Source organism: Chryseobacterium sp. S90 (genome assembly GCF_047444895.1).
Taxonomy (GTDB): Bacteria; Bacteroidota; Bacteroidia; order Flavobacteriales; family Weeksellaceae; genus Chryseobacterium.
In genome coordinates, this window is sequence record NZ_JBLGCX010000001.1 from 801,103 (window position 1) to 815,491 (window position 14,389).

Annotated in this window: 14 protein-coding genes; 8 read left to right on the plus strand and 6 right to left on the minus strand. The window is 36.6% G+C overall.

Annotation, left to right across the window (positions count from 1 at the left end):
* Positions 1-22: 22 nt before the first annotated feature.
* The gene (locus tag ACLMCG_RS03685) at positions 23-1,057 is read right to left on the minus strand and encodes an acyl-CoA reductase (RefSeq protein ID WP_413958834.1); all 1,035 of its coding nucleotides are present in this window, start codon (positions 1,055-1,057) and stop codon (positions 23-25) included.
* A 59-nt stretch (positions 1,058-1,116) separates the two neighbouring features.
* On the opposite strand from ACLMCG_RS03685, the gene ACLMCG_RS03690 reads away from it, so the two are divergent.
* The 8 genes from ACLMCG_RS03690 (at position 1,117) to ACLMCG_RS03725 (ending at position 10,304) form a co-directional block, all read left to right on the plus strand.
* A complete protein-coding gene (locus tag ACLMCG_RS03690; RefSeq protein ID WP_047375361.1) occupies positions 1,117-1,467 on the plus strand; it encodes a 4Fe-4S binding protein in 351 nt (116 codons plus the stop codon).
* Between the two features lie 111 nt (positions 1,468-1,578).
* Positions 1,579-2,643 carry a 3-phosphoserine/phosphohydroxythreonine transaminase gene (gene serC / locus ACLMCG_RS03695; RefSeq protein ID WP_413958835.1) on the plus strand — a complete coding sequence of 355 codons (1,065 nt, stop codon included), beginning with the start codon at positions 1,579-1,581 and terminating at the stop codon, positions 2,641-2,643.
* Positions 2,644-2,753: 110 nt separating this feature from the next.
* Complete coding sequence (locus ACLMCG_RS03700; protein WP_223598927.1) at positions 2,754-3,719, plus strand: D-2-hydroxyacid dehydrogenase; 966 nt, start codon at positions 2,754-2,756, stop codon at positions 3,717-3,719.
* 2 nt (positions 3,720-3,721) lie between these two features.
* On the plus strand, positions 3,722-4,966 hold the full coding sequence (locus ACLMCG_RS03705) for a DUF1015 domain-containing protein (RefSeq protein ID WP_309435275.1): 1,245 nt from the start codon (positions 3,722-3,724) through the stop codon (positions 4,964-4,966).
* Positions 4,967-5,021: 55 nt separating this feature from the next.
* On the plus strand, positions 5,022-6,425 hold the full coding sequence (locus tag ACLMCG_RS03710) for a M28 family peptidase (RefSeq protein WP_413958836.1): 1,404 nt from the start codon (positions 5,022-5,024) through the stop codon (positions 6,423-6,425).
* Position 6,426: 1 nt separating this feature from the next.
* Positions 6,427-7,785, plus strand: a complete 1,359-nt coding sequence (locus ACLMCG_RS03715; protein WP_413958837.1) for a M20/M25/M40 family metallo-hydrolase — start codon at positions 6,427-6,429, stop codon at positions 7,783-7,785.
* A gap of 4 nt (positions 7,786-7,789) precedes the next feature.
* Positions 7,790-9,148 carry a M20/M25/M40 family metallo-hydrolase gene (locus ACLMCG_RS03720; protein ID WP_413958838.1) on the plus strand — a complete coding sequence of 453 codons (1,359 nt, stop codon included), beginning with the start codon at positions 7,790-7,792 and terminating at the stop codon, positions 9,146-9,148.
* A 922-nt stretch (positions 9,149-10,070) separates the two neighbouring features.
* Positions 10,071-10,304 carry a hypothetical protein gene (locus ACLMCG_RS03725; RefSeq protein ID WP_156121019.1) on the plus strand — a complete coding sequence of 78 codons (234 nt, stop codon included), beginning with the start codon at positions 10,071-10,073 and terminating at the stop codon, positions 10,302-10,304.
* A gap of 88 nt (positions 10,305-10,392) precedes the next feature.
* Here ACLMCG_RS03725 and ACLMCG_RS03730 read toward each other — a convergent pair whose 3' ends face one another.
* From ACLMCG_RS03730 to ACLMCG_RS03750, 5 genes are all read right to left on the minus strand, one after another.
* On the minus strand, positions 10,393-10,905 hold the full coding sequence (locus ACLMCG_RS03730; RefSeq protein ID WP_413958839.1) for a hypothetical protein: 513 nt from the start codon (positions 10,903-10,905) through the stop codon (positions 10,393-10,395).
* Between the two features lie 142 nt (positions 10,906-11,047).
* Positions 11,048-11,269: a hypothetical protein gene (locus tag ACLMCG_RS03735; protein ID WP_413958840.1), complete on the minus strand. Its 222-nt coding sequence runs from the start codon at positions 11,267-11,269 to the stop codon at positions 11,048-11,050.
* 137 nt (positions 11,270-11,406) lie between these two features.
* Complete coding sequence (locus tag ACLMCG_RS03740) at positions 11,407-12,444, minus strand: peptidylprolyl isomerase (RefSeq protein ID WP_223599156.1); 1,038 nt, start codon at positions 12,442-12,444, stop codon at positions 11,407-11,409.
* 81 nt (positions 12,445-12,525) lie between these two features.
* Positions 12,526-13,038, minus strand: a complete 513-nt coding sequence (locus ACLMCG_RS03745) for an FKBP-type peptidyl-prolyl cis-trans isomerase (RefSeq protein WP_413958841.1) — start codon at positions 13,036-13,038, stop codon at positions 12,526-12,528.
* Between the two features lie 207 nt (positions 13,039-13,245).
* Complete coding sequence (locus ACLMCG_RS03750; RefSeq protein WP_223598936.1) at positions 13,246-14,316, minus strand: branched-chain amino acid aminotransferase; 1,071 nt, start codon at positions 14,314-14,316, stop codon at positions 13,246-13,248.
* Between the last annotated feature and the right edge of the window lie 73 nt (positions 14,317-14,389).

Below are 14,389 nucleotides of genomic sequence, written 5' to 3' on the forward strand. Positions count from 1 at the left end.
TAAGTGATGGAAGATACGAAAATCAGACCAGTTCTAAAAATTTCATTGTATCTACATTATCTGCATAAGTATCAAGCCCCGGATTTTGTGCTTCCCCAAACGGAATAGCATTCAATACCAACTCTTCTTTAGATACCACACACTGAATATTTTCTTCGTTTTCAGCAATAAATGTTTTTACGTCATCCAAAGATTCATATCTGCTGAAATTGATTACAGAAAGCGGACTGAAAAGTTTATCATCTTCTTTCAGCATTACAAAATTATTATCCCAGAATTTATCCTGATTTAAAAGATAAACCGCTCTGTTATAATCATAATTGTTGGCATATTTATTATGATTGATAATATCCTGAAATCCTAAGAAATTTTCAAATAATCTGTCAATAACAAAATCCTGCGGAATGAAAATTCTTGTCACATTTCGGCATCCCAATCCAAAATACTGGAAAATATCTTTTGCCAGCAGCTGCAGTTCTTCATCTGTTTCATCACCTTTCAACACAGCAACAGAAGTTCTGTTCTTACGGATAATGCTTAGATGATTCTTAAAATAATATTCCAGATATCTGGCTGTATTATTGCTTCCTGTAGCAATTACTGCATCAAAATTTTCTAATTTCTCTACAAATTCAAATACGACATTCCCATCAGAAAATTCATTCCATTTTTTTAATAAAAACGGAACCATGTATTTATCTTTTGAAGACAGTTTAATAACAGGAATGTGATTGCTCAACACAACAGACATTACATCATGAAAGCCCACTAAAGGAATATTTCCGGCTAAAATAAGTCCAACTCTTTTTGAAATTTTAGAGATTGAATAATTTCCCAGCCAGTTTTTGATATTTTCTTCAGTCAAAAGATCAGCCCATTGCTGTAAAGCAAATTTCTGATTATCAATAGTAAACCATGGATTCTCTATTTCAGACCTTTTCAATAATAATTCAATATCTGCATCATCTTCATTGTGATCTTCCGGGTTCTTCGCTAAAAACGCTTTTATATAATCACTTAATTTAATAAGTCCTAAAACTTGATTTTCGGTATTCATAATTACTTTAAAATTGGGGAATATTTTGTAATTTTGTGCAAATTTAAAAAAAATTAGCGATGGCTATTAAAATAACTGATGAATGCATTAACTGTGGGGCTTGCGAACCGGAATGTCCAAACAATGCAATATATGAAGGAGCTGTAGATTGGAAAGCTTCTGACGGTACGGCTCTTCAAGGTACAATTACAATGCCGTCCGGACTTACTGTAGATGCAGATGCACCACAGGAACCTGTAAGTGATGATGTATATTTCATTGTAACAGATAAATGTACAGAATGTAAAGGATTCCACGAAGAACCTCAGTGTGCGGCGGTTTGCCCTGTAGACTGTTGTGTTCCTGACGAAGATCACGTAGAATCTGAAGAATCTCTTCTTAATAAAAAAGCATTCTTACACGGCGAATAAAAAAATTCCGTCTCATGATCTGTGAGGCGGTTTTTTTGTCCAAAACCCAATTTAACCAAAAATAAAGCTGAAGGAATATACAATCCGGAAGCAAACCAAAAAATAAAAAATATGAACAAAAAGCACAACTTCAGCGCAGGGCCATGTATTTTGCCACAGGAGGTATTTGAAAAATCAGCACAGGCTATCCTGGACTTTAACGGTATCGGATTGTCTCTTCTTGAAATCTCTCACAGAAGTAAGGATTTCGTTGCTGTAATGGACGAAGCGCGTGCAATTGTAAAAAGACTGATGAATCTTGGTGATGATTATGAAGTCCTTTATTTAGGGGGTGGTGCCAGCCTGCAGTTTGCCATGGTACCATACAACCTGATGAAAGTAGGAGGAAAAGCAGCTTACCTGGATACAGGAACATGGGCAGCCGGAGCCATCAAAGAAGCAAAAAAAGTAGGAACAGTAGATGTAGTAGGTTCTTCAAAAGAAGAAAACTATTCTTTTATTCCTAAAGATTATACTGTTGGTTCAGAATACGATTATTTCCACTGTACCTCGAATAACACTATTTATGGAACTCAGATGAAATCTTTCCCTGAAGTGGGCACACTGATGGTATGTGATATGAGTTCTGATATTTTCTCAAGACAGCTGGATTTTTCCAAATTTGATCTGATCTATGCCGGTGCTCAGAAAAATATGGGACCTGCTGGAGTTACCTTAGTGGTGATCAAAAAAGAAATTCTTGGAAAAACAGGAAGAGAAAATATGTTTTCGATTCTTGATTATTCTCAGCACATCGCTAAAGAATCAATGTACAATACACCGCCGGTATTTCCTGTGTATGCATCTTTACTTACCCTTCAGTATCTTGAAAAAAACGGAGGAATTGCAGCTGCAGAACAAAGAAATGAAGCTAAAGCCAAGCTTTTATACGATGAAATCGACAGCAATCCCCTATTTGAAACTTTCTGCGTAAAAGAAGACCGTTCACTGATGAATGTTTCTTTCAAAATCACAGACGAAAGCAAGAAAGAAGAATTTGACAATGCATGGAAAGCAGCAGGTATCAGTGGATTAAACGGACACAGAAGCCTGGGCGGTTACAGAGCAAGTTTATACAACGCCTTACCTATTGAAAGCGTACAGGTTTTGGTGGATGTAATGAAGTCAATAAAATAGCTTATATTAGGCGACCGAAAAATAAAAGATATCAGACAACAGATGTCGGATAACAGACCTCAAAATCTGGCTTCTGACATCTTCAATCTAAAAATCTAATAAAATAACTCATGAAAGTTTTAGCAAACGATGGAATCTCAAAAGCAGGAGAAAACGCTTTAAAAGAAGCCGGAATTGAAATCCTGGACAATAGAGTGGCTCAGGATCACGTTATTAATTTTATCAACGATAATAATGTGGACGTCCTTCTTGTAAGAAGTGTAACGAAAGTGAGACAGGAACTGATTGATGCATGTCCCGGCCTTAAAATCATTGGAAGAGGCGGTATCGGGATGGACAACATTGATGTAGAATATGCCAGAAGCAAAGGTATTAAAGTAATCAATACTCCTACGGCGTCTTCAAAATCAGTGGCAGAGTTGGTTTTCGGGCATTTCATTTCACTGGCAAGATTCCTTCACGAATCCAACAGACTGATGCCTCTGGAAGGAGATACTCATTTCAGTGCTATGAAAAAGTCATTCAGCAATGCTTATGAACTTTCAGGGAAAACATTAGGAGTAATCGGCTTTGGAAGTATTGGCCAGGAAGTTATAAAAATAGGAATTGCTTTAGGAATGAAAGTAAACGTTCTGACAAGAAGTCCAAAAACAGAAGTTCTTACCCTGAACTTCTTCAACGGACAGTCTGTCGACTTTGAAATCACGTCCACCAATGATATGGATGCGTTCCTGAAAGATGCAGACTTCATCAGTATCAATACGCCGAAAACGAATGAATATATTATAGATACCCCTCAGTTTGAAAAAATGAAAGACGGAGTCTATATTGTAAATACTGCAAGAGGAGGTGTCATCAATGAAGTGACACTGATCGATTTTATTGAATCAGGAAAAATAGCCGGAGCTGCATTGGATGTTTTTGAAAATGAACCAAGCCCTGAGCTTCCTTTACTGATGAACCCTGCACTGTCTCTTTCTCCGCACGTTGGAGGAAATACCGTAGATGCTCAGGAAAAAATCGGTATCGAACTTGCAGAACAAATTATTAAGCTACAAAAAGAAACTATAAGATAAATATGCCTGTTTTTAAACCTTTCCGTGGAATAAGACCTCATAGAGACTTCGAGAGTACTTTCCCTACCCATCCACTGGATAATTTTACCCAGGAAGAGATCACAGAGAAGGCTCAAGTTGAAAATACTTACATCAATATGATTAAACCCTATGTTGTAAGTAAATCTAAAGATATTGACCGGAACCTGCGAAAGATCCGTTCTACATTTGAAGAACTTCTGGACGAGAAGAAATTGGTCCAGGACAATTCAGCCTACTATCTTTATGAGCAGATCTACCCCAATAAACAGGTGTTCCGAGGACTTCTGGGATTAGCAAGTATTGAAGATTTCTGGAATGGAAAAATCAAAAGACATGAAAGTACCATTCCTCAGAAAAAAGAAAAACTGGCTCATTACCTTGAAAAAGTAAACCTGCAGGCAGAACCCGTACTCCTTACCTATCCGGCCAACTCAAAAATTGAGCTGCTGATGAATCATGAGGAGAAAAATGTTCCTATCTTCAATCATGTAGATACTATCGGTATCAGACATAAAATCTGGAGAATAGACAACCGTCTGAAGCTGCAGCAGTTTAAAGAAGTAATAGATCAGATTGATTCATTTTATATCGCTGACGGACACCATAGAATTGGTTCTACAGCAATAAATGCAAAATATCATAAGGAGAAAAACAAAAAACATAATGGTACAGAGCTTTACAACTTTGTCTACAGTTTTATTGTTTCCAATCAGTCTATTAAAATTCATGATTATAACAGAATTTTACATGACCTGAATGGTATTTCTCCCGAAGATTTCCTGAAGGAACTTGAAAAATATTTCCTTATTCATGAAAAAGGAGAAACATCTTACTACCCTTCTCAGAAATTCCACATTTCAATGTATATGGATGGGAAGTTCTACTCTCTTCACGTGAAGCATGATCTTCGTTCCAAAGAGATGTCTCTGGATAACCTGGATCACCATCTTATTGACAAGTATATTTTCAAAAATATCCTGAAAATTGAAGATCCGGATAGCTCTGAGCTTATTTCTTATGTAAAAGGAACCTCCAACATCAACGGAATTAATATTTTAAAAGAAAAAGTAGACAGCGGCGAAGGCAAAGTTGGTTTCGGAATTTATCCTGTAAGTTTTAACGATATGATTAAAATTTCGGATTTAAGATTAAGCATGCCTCCAAAATGTACATTTATTGAACCAAAATTGATTACAGCTCTGGTAATGTACGATATGAAACCTTAATAAATTCCTATTTTTTCCCTACTTTTATCAAAGGAAAAAGAAAGGTAAATAAAAAATGAAAAAAATATTCATTATACTTCCACTCTTTTTGAGTGGATTTTTATTTTCTCAAAAAAAGCCACAAAAAAATCCGGCCAAAAAAACAACTATTGCCAAATTCAATTATCATGATGAGTTCAGAAAAATTTCAGATGAAATCATGACCAATGGTAAGGCTTATGACAATCTTGGAGAACTTACAAAAGGAATCGGATCACGTTTCAGTGCAACTCCCGGTTATACAAAAGCCGTAGAATGGGCAGAAAAAAAGTTCAGGGAAATAGGTATTGACATGATCTGGAGACAAGAAGCCAAAGCACCTATCTGGATCAGAGGAAAAGAATCTTTACAGATAAAAGCCGGAAATGGAGATTGGAAAAACATCAAAATGCTTTCTTTTGGAAACTCTGAAGGTACGGGTGGAAAAGACCTGACAGGTGAAGTTGTCTTAATTAATACCACTTCAGAGCTTAATGCCATGTCCATAGGCCAGTTAAAAGACAAGATCGTTTTCGTGAATGTTCCTATGGATCCGAAAATCATCAATACAAGTGACTCCTATTTACAGACTGCAAAATCAAAATTAATATCCGCTTCTATTATTGCTAAAACGGGTGCAAAAGCATTAATTATAAGATCACTGACAACAGCTACTGATGATACTCCTCATGCTAAAATGATTTATTATGAACCAGATGATAAAATTAAAATTCCTGCTTTATCCATTGGAGTAAGATCTGCAGATGAGCTGGAAAAAACATTGAAAAAGCAAAAAGTTACCGCTAAAATCAACATGACTGCTGAATCAAAAGGAGACACTACAAATCCAAATATTATTGCTGAAATTCAGGGCAAAAAAGATTCTAAAGTGATTGTTTTAGGTGCTCAGCTGGATTCCTGGGACTTTGGCGAAGGCGCCATTGATGACGGAACTGGTGTGGTACAGTGTATCGAAGTTTTAAGAACACTGAAAGCACTTGGATACGAAAATAACCATACCATCCGGGTAGTCCTGTACGCCAATAGTGAAAACGGGGGCCAGGGCCGCGAGATGTATGCCGCTTTTGTAAAAAAGAGAGATGAAAAACATGTTTTTGCTTTAGGAACAGATGCCGGAGGTTATTCTCCACGAGGATTTTCTCTGGATATGTCACCTCAGAGAAGAAGATTGATTTATCCATGGAAAGAATATTTTCTTCCTTATGGCGTTTATGATTTCGACCAAACAGAGGCAATTCAGGACATTTCTCCTTTAAAAAAACTTGATATTCCCTTAGCAGAGCTGGTAGTTGATACCCAAAGGTATTTTGATTACCACCATTCCGAACAGGATACTTTTGACAAAGTGAATAAAAGAGAATTGCTTCTCGGAGCAGTAGCCATCACACAGATGATTTTTATGGTTGATAAAAACTGGTAATATGAAAAAGATAGCAGGAACTTCATTATTACTTTTTGGAATGGCTGTTTTTGGTCAAACTAAAGAAGATTCGATCCAATTCAAAAGGATTTCCACAGAAATTCTGAATAATGGCAAAGGATATAATGAACTGAGAGAGCTTACCAAAACGATAGGCAACCGTTTAAGCGGATCTGAAGCGTATGAGAAATCAGTACAATGGGCTGCACAGAAACTCCGTGATGCCGGAGCCGATAAAGTATGGCTTCAGCATGTCATGATCCCGGTATGGGTAAGAGGAAAAGAATCCCTGCACATCCAGACTTCAAACGGAAAATGGAAAAGTATTAAAATGCTTTCCCTCGGAAATTCGGAAGGTACAAACGGAAAGGATATTTCAGGTGAAATTATTATGGTAAAATCGCTTGAAGAATATGATCAACTTCCCGCAGAAAAGGTGAAAGATAAGATTGTATTTTTCAACTATCCTTTTAATCAGGGAAATGTACAGACTTTCATTTCTTACCGTGATGCCAGTGCTTACAGACGAACCACCGCTTCATTAACTGCTAAAAAGGGAGGTAAATTCGTTATTATCCGATCACTTTCTTCCGCTCTTGACGATGTTCCTCACACAGGCAATATGCGCTATGATGAAAACATTTCAAAAATACCGGCTATTACCATCGGAAATACTTCTGCTGATGAACTGGAAATACTGTTGAAAAAACAGAAAGTAACAGCAAAACTCAATTCCAACTGCGGAATGAAAGGCGAAAAGCTTTCCCATTCTGTAATTGGGGAAATTACCGGTAAAAAAGACCAGAGCGTTATTGTTGTCGGCGGTCACCTTGATTCCTGGGATGTAGGAGAAGGCGCTCATGACGACGGAGCCGGAATTGTACAAAGTATAGAGGTCTTAAGAACATTTAAAAAATTAGGGATACAGAACAACCATACCATCCGAGCTGTATGCTTTGCCAACGAAGAAAACGGTACAAAAGGCGGAAAACAATATGGAAAAATTGCCAAAGAAAACAATGAAAAACATCTTTTTGCTATAGAAACAGATGCCGGAGGCTTCTCACCACGGGGAATTTCCCTGGAAATGAATGATCCTCAAAGAAATCAGATCAAAAGCTGGGTCAACTTATTTCTACCTTATGGAGTTTATAATTTCGAGGGTAAATATTCCGGATCGGATATTGCTCCGCTTCATGAAATGGGAGTTCCCACAGCTGAACTGGTTCCTGATCCACAGCGTTATTTTGATATTCACCATACCGAAGAAGATACTTTTGAAAAAGTCAACCGAAGAGAACTGCTGCTTGGTTCTGCGGTAATGACACAACTTATTTATATGATTGATAAAAATTGGTAAAACAATGAAAAAGATACTAGGAACTTCATTATTACTTTTTGGAATGGCTGCTTTTGGCCAGTCTAAAGAAGATTCTATCCAGTTCAGAAAAATTTCTACAGAAATCCTGAACAATGGAAAAGGATATACAGAGCTGAGAGAGCTTACAAAAAATATCGGACATCGTTTAAGCGGATCTGAAGCTTATGAAAAGTCTGTAAAATGGGCAGAACAGAAACTTCGTGATGCCGGAGCTGATAAAGTATGGCTTCAGGAAGTCATGATCCCGGTATGGGAAAGAGGAAAAGAATCTCTGCACATCCAGGCATCTAACGGAAAATGGAAAAGTCTTAAAATGCTTTCCCTTGGAAATTCTGAAGGAACAGGAGGAAAAGATGTTTCAGGAGAAATTATCATGGTAAAATCTATGGAAGAATATGACAAACTTCCGGCTGAAAAGGTGAAAGATAAAATTGTATTCTTCAATTATCCTTTCAGCCAATCATTTGTCGAGACTTTCAAAGCCTATGGTGATGCTGCAAAATACAGAACAACAGCAGCTTCTTTAACCGCTAAAAAAGGAGGTAAATTTGCCATCGTAAGATCTCTGTCATCAGCTTTTGATGATGTTCCTCACACCGGAGCCATGCGCTATGAAGACAAAGTCTCCAAAATACCAGCCGTAGCCATCGGAAGCACAACAGCAGATGAACTGGAAGCTTTACTTAAGAATCAGAAAATTACCGCTAAACTTAATTCCAACTGTGGAATGAAAGGTGAAAAGCTTTCCCATTCTGTCATCGGGGAAATTACCGGAAAAAAAGACCAGAGCGTTATTCTTGTTGGAGGACACTTAGATTCCTGGGATGTAGGTGAAGGCGCTCATGACGACGGCGCCGGAATTGTTCAGAGTATAGAGGTTTTGAGAACTTTTAAAAAGCTGGGAATACAAAATAACCATACCATCAGAGTAGTTTGCTTTGCCAATGAAGAAAACGGAGTAAAAGGCGGAATCCAATATGGTAAAACGGTAAAAGAGAAGAATGAAAAACATCTTTTTGCAATAGAAACGGATGCCGGAGGTTTTGCTCCGAGAGGAATTGCCCTGGATATGGATGATGCCAAAAGAAACCAGATCAAAGGCTGGTCAAATTTATTCCTTCCCTATGGAGTGTATAATTTTGAAGAGCGGTTTTCCGGAACAGACCTCTACCCGCTTCATGACATGGGAATTCCTGCCGCTGAATTGATGCCGGATTCTCAGCGATATTTCGATATCCATCATACAGAAGAAGATACTTTTGAAAAGGTGAACCGAAGAGAGCTATTATTGGGCGCTACAGCTTTAACACAGATTATCTACATGATCGATAAAAACTGGTAACAAATATAAAAAACCGTCTTTAGAGGCGGTTTTGTTTTTTTATGGAGCTTTTCATTATTTCAACAGGAACGGGCTGTCATCCTGAGCCTAGATGAATGGAACCCCGTTTATCTTTTATGATTATCTTCCGATGGCTTTAGCCAAAACTTATAGTGATTATATTTTTTTTAATAACCACGGATTTCACAGATTCACACAGATGATTGTTCCTGTGTTTTGATAAATTGATTGCTACGATTCTATTTGTGAAATTTGTGCGAAATATTTGTGGTATTTGTGGTTTTAAGATTACTTATGCTGTCTTTTAAACTTTCCCGGTTCATTTTCTAAACCGTTCTAAAGTATTTTAAATCTAAAAAAATAATTGCGCCGTAAAATTTTCTTTATTTCCAATAACTCACCCTTAAAAACAGAAAATTTTTCTATGTTTAAGGAAATAACAGATGAAAACATGCTTCATCAGGAGCTTCATCAATCCCGTGAAACAAAGTGTTAATCGCGAAACTTTTACTTTGGCATAATATTGGCATGTAAGATATTGAGAAAAAATTAAAAAACACTAAGGATGAGAAAAAAGGTTTTCTGTGGATTTTCAGTTTTTCCACTGATTCAAATTCATATCTAGTATATGAATCCTTTTTTTCTACGATGCCGTACCAGATACGGGTTCGTGATTAATTAACCCCCGTTGATTTTTCACTGCAATTTTGCACCCCGTATCTCACTGGTATCATCAATAACCAGGAATCATTTATTGATTCAAAAAAAACAAAAATATCCCGGACTTTTTAGCCCGGTACTACGATATAAATAAATGGCAAAGTCATCGTGAACCTTAGCCCAGTAAAGGAATTTATTCTTTTTACCGTGATGAGTGCGCCTTTATCATATTAATTAATGTATAACCCTTAAAATGTAAGTAATGATGAGAGACTTTTTTGAAATGATTTTTAAGAGAAATGAAGATGCTGCAAAAATGAATATCTGGAGCGTATTGCTCGTGTTAAGTTTTGCTGCCTTTTCTGTATTGGTATACGCCTTAAAACCAAGCTTAAACAGCTTAATTATATATCTGACGGCATTTGCTGCTTATATCGGCTTTGGCCTTGTATTCATCAGTTCTTTAACCGGAACAGGTATGAAGAAAAGATATTAAAATATAACTTTCAATTAATTTTTACTGAAAAAACCGTCCTGTTTGGGGCGGTTTTTTGTTACGAAAAAATTAGTTTTTTGCTCACCTATTATATCATTATAGTTAATCCCGAGTTTATTTCAGGGAATAATTTAGGTTGTTTTCCAATAGAATTTCTTAAATCCTCCAAAAGTTCTCGTGGATCTAATTTTTTTCCAATTTGTAATTCAGACTCTGGTCTCACAAAACTAGATTGTCTTCCTCTGTAAATTTCAACTGATTCAACACCATCTTTAATAGCTTTAAGACATACACCTCTAATATAATACCTATTAAACTCACTCTGACATATTAATGTCGATGCATTTTTAGGAACTTTAGACTGTTTCGAATTTTTAATTTCAGTTCCATTAAAAAACTTTGGGAATTCCAATAAGGCTTCAAAGCCTTCCTCATCGCCTTCTTTTACAGATTTTATCAAAAAATCTTCATAAACAGACTTACCATATTCATTAAGCCTTTCACTTAAAAAAAAAACATCTCTTTCTACATCTAAGTTGATTTCATCAAGCATAAAATTTCGGACTTCCGAATCAAGATTTAAAAAATTAAATTTTGCCATTATTATATTTATTTTCGGAAATTTATAGATACATAAACTTCTTACCTTACGGGAATCCGTAATACTAATATATTTTCTAACAAAAAAGCTACTCCCTCCGGAGCAGCTAGTGATAACAAAGTTATCTTAACATCGTAAAAACTTATTCTTTAAACAAATCCTTCATCATTTCATCAAGGATCTTTTTGGTTTCTTCTTCAATCATGTTTCCGGCTTTTTCAACCATCTTTTCTCTGAAAGGTTCACAACAGGCTTTTATTCCGAAGCCCTCATCCGTTTTTTTCAATTCCGGATGCAGACCGTGTTCTTCACACATTTCTGACTCAATTTCTTTTTTTATGAGGTCGTAATTCAGATCAAACATATTTTTATTTTGTTTCTTATAAGTGTCGGGTAAAGATAGAAGTAATTGATCTTTGCCGAAATCCGTATTTATACGGTATTTATACAAACAAAAAACCGTCCCTTCCGGAACGGTTTTCATATCTTAAAAAGATTCAATTATTTTACTTTTACAAGCTCAACATCGAAAACTAACCAGGAGTTTGGCGGGATCACTCCTCCTGCTCCTCTTTCTCCGTAAGCCATTGCCGGCGGGATCAATAATGTAGCAGTTTCACCTTCTTTCAACAACAGGATACCTTCATCCCATCCTTTGATTACTCTTCCCATTCCGATTGGAATTTCGATCGGCTCGTTTCTTTTGAATGAAGAATCAAACTCAGTTCCGTCTACCAATTTACCTGCATAGTGTACAGATACATTATCACCAGCTTTTGGAGCTTTACCGTCAGCTGTTTTTGTGATTTTATAGTAAAGACCTGATTCAGTTTTTTGCATACCAGCTTTTAAATTTTCAACTAATTTTTCCTGGTTAGCTTTGAATTCTTCTTCTCTTTTCTTCTTTTCAGCCTCTTCTTTAGCTAAAAATGCCTTATTGTTTTCTGCAATCTTAGCTTTTCCTTCGCTGAAAGTTTTAGCTGCATCATAGTGCTTGTACTCATCACCTTTGCTGAAAACAGACACTTTTTCTAAAACGATATCTGTTTTAGGCTTATCCTGAGCTCCTTTTTCAACGTTAGCAATAGCATCGATTACGTCATTTCCTTTTACCACTTTTCCGAAGATTGTGTGTTTTCCATCTAACCAAGGGGTAGCAACTTCAGTAATGAAAAACTGAGAACCGTTTGTATTAGGTCCTGAGTTCGCCATTGAAAGAATACCTTTTCCTGTATGTTTAAGGTCGTTTCTTTCGTCCTCGAATTTATATCCCGGATCACCTGCTCCAGTTCCCTGAGGATCTCCTCCCTGGATCATGAAATCTTTGATTACTCTGTGGAAAATAGTTCCGTCATAATAAGGAACTCCCTTAGCCTTAGCTTTGTTGTCGATTTTCCCTTCTGCAAGACCAATAAAGTTGGCTACAGTTACTGGTGCTTTCTTGTCCTCAAATTTTACAATTAAGTTACCTTTTGTAGTTTGAAGATTGGCATAAAGCCCGTCATTAAGACCTTCGTAAGTTTCTTTGTCTACGTTCATTTTTTTATAAATTGGGGTACAACTCATCAGCGAGATACTTGCCGCTGCCAGAATTATATTCTTGTTAAACAATTTCATGTATTATAGAGCTTTTAATTTTATGATTAATGGAATGTCGTTATCTATTTTCTTTTCGTCTCCGAAAGTTCCGTAAGCCAAAGAAGACGGCACCAAAAGCGTCACTTCCTCTCCATCCTGTATAAAACGCAAAGCGTTCTCCACTGCCCTCAGTTCATCAAAGTGCCCGAATCTCGCATCTCTTCTTTCAAAAGACTGGTCGTAGATTTTAGTCTGATCAAAATCATACAGATCATAAGAGTAAGAAATCAAAGTTTCATCTTTTCTTCTTTCTCTCTGATCATAGCCTTCTGCCGTTACCCAGTAATTAAGCTGCGTAGGATAGAATTTCACAGACTGGCCATTGATCCAATCCTGAATCTGGCCTCTTTCTATGGTATTCAGATTTTTCATCCTGTTTTTAGAAACATCCAGATCTTTTTTACTTAAAACACCGCCTACCGGAGGATGGGCCGTCTGTGTATTTCTGTTGCAGCTCAACAGGCTTATGGCTGATATGAAGAGTATTTTTTTCATAAACTTTTGCGAAAATACACATTTCGCGAATCAATTACAAAACTTGACCCAGAAATATGCGAATGTAAAAATGTATCAATCTATTAATAAAACAAGGCAACTGATTGAATCCCCAAATTAAAAGTCATTCATACATTTTATACGACTACATAAATACAAAAAAAGCCGGGAAAAACCCGACTTTTATATAGTTTATTTAAAAAAATATTAAACTGTTTCTAAAGCGTGATCTACCACAACTCTCCATCCGAAAGGATCTTCAGAAAGGTTGTTTTGCAGGTCTACCAAATCTTTCTTAAGAAGAGCAGCGAAACTTTCTTCGTCAGATAATCTTGGAAGCTCAAGTTTTTCACCTTCATATCCTAAAGCCTGGAACTGAGTGGTAACAACAGCTGTACCTACTCCCCACACTTCTTTAAGAGAACCGTTCTTCAACGCTTCAATAACTGTTTTCACAGGAATTGGTTCTATTTTCACTTCAATTCCTCTTTTCTTAGCTAGCTGAATGAAACTGTCTCTTGTTACTCCGTCAAGAATTTTTTCAGAAGTTGGAGGTGTAAAGATCGTATCGTTGATTCTTACAAATACGTTCATTGTACCACTTTCTTCAAAATATTCGTGAGTAGCATCATCCGTCCAGATGATTTGCTCATATCCTTCTTCGATCGCCAATTGCGTAGGATAGAAAGAAGCAGCGTAGTTACCTGCAGCTTTTGCAGAACCTACTCCTCCGTTTGCAGCTCTTGAATAGTGATCAGAGATTTTTACAGATACCGGCTCTGAATAATAGCTCTTCGCTGGTGTTGCAACGATAGCAAACATATATTTATTAGATACTCTTGCTTTCAAAGCTTCCTCTGTAGCAAAAATCAATGGTCTGATATAAAGAGACATTCCTTCCCCCTGAGGAATCCACTCTCTGTCCAGATCTACTAAAGCTTTTAACCCGTCTAAAAACATTTCTTCAGTCACCTCAGGCATAGCAAGACGCTTTGCTGACTTATTGATACGTTCAAAATTCTTTTCAGGCCTGAAAAGGAAAACCTGCCCGTCTTTGTCTTTATAGGCTTTCATACCTTCAAAACAAGCTTGTCCATAGTTTACTCCCATCATGGCAGGTGTAAATGGAATCGGACCGTAAGGAACTAATTTTACATCACCCCATTTCCCATCTTCATACTCACATATAATCATATGATCTATGAAAGTACCACCAAATGAAAAATCGTTAGGGTCAAATGTAGAAATTCTGGAGTTTTCAGTTTTTTGAATTATCATTTTTTAAAATTTTTACGATGTTCTACAAATTTAACATAATTTTCTAAATATAAAAATTTTAGAGTAAATTTGA

Bases quoted from the DNA above. Each gene is read 5' to 3' on its own strand.
- ACLMCG_RS03685 (WP_413958834.1), bottom strand. From the start codon at position 1,057: ATGAATACCGAAAATCAAGTTTTAGGACTTATTAAATTAAGTGATTAT.
- ACLMCG_RS03690 (WP_047375361.1), top strand. From the start codon at position 1,117: ATGGCTATTAAAATAACTGATGAATGCATTAACTGTGGGGCTTGCGAA.
- serC (WP_413958835.1), top strand. From the start codon at position 1,579: ATGAACAAAAAGCACAACTTCAGCGCAGGGCCATGTATTTTGCCACAG.
- ACLMCG_RS03700 (WP_223598927.1), top strand. From the start codon at position 2,754: ATGAAAGTTTTAGCAAACGATGGAATCTCAAAAGCAGGAGAAAACGCT.
- ACLMCG_RS03705 (WP_309435275.1), top strand. From the start codon at position 3,722: ATGCCTGTTTTTAAACCTTTCCGTGGAATAAGACCTCATAGAGACTTC.
- ACLMCG_RS03710 (WP_413958836.1), top strand. From the start codon at position 5,022: ATGAAAAAAATATTCATTATACTTCCACTCTTTTTGAGTGGATTTTTA.
- ACLMCG_RS03715 (WP_413958837.1), top strand. From the start codon at position 6,427: ATGAAAAAGATAGCAGGAACTTCATTATTACTTTTTGGAATGGCTGTT.
- ACLMCG_RS03720 (WP_413958838.1), top strand. From the start codon at position 7,790: ATGAAAAAGATACTAGGAACTTCATTATTACTTTTTGGAATGGCTGCT.
- ACLMCG_RS03725 (WP_156121019.1), top strand. From the start codon at position 10,071: ATGATGAGAGACTTTTTTGAAATGATTTTTAAGAGAAATGAAGATGCT.
- ACLMCG_RS03730 (WP_413958839.1), bottom strand. From the start codon at position 10,905: ATGGCAAAATTTAATTTTTTAAATCTTGATTCGGAAGTCCGAAATTTT.
- ACLMCG_RS03735 (WP_413958840.1), bottom strand. From the start codon at position 11,269: ATGTTTGATCTGAATTACGACCTCATAAAAAAAGAAATTGAGTCAGAA.
- ACLMCG_RS03740 (WP_223599156.1), bottom strand. From the start codon at position 12,444: ATGAACGTAGACAAAGAAACTTACGAAGGTCTTAATGACGGGCTTTAT.
- ACLMCG_RS03745 (WP_413958841.1), bottom strand. From the start codon at position 13,038: ATGAAAAAAATACTCTTCATATCAGCCATAAGCCTGTTGAGCTGCAAC.
- ACLMCG_RS03750 (WP_223598936.1), bottom strand. From the start codon at position 14,316: ATGATAATTCAAAAAACTGAAAACTCCAGAATTTCTACATTTGACCCT.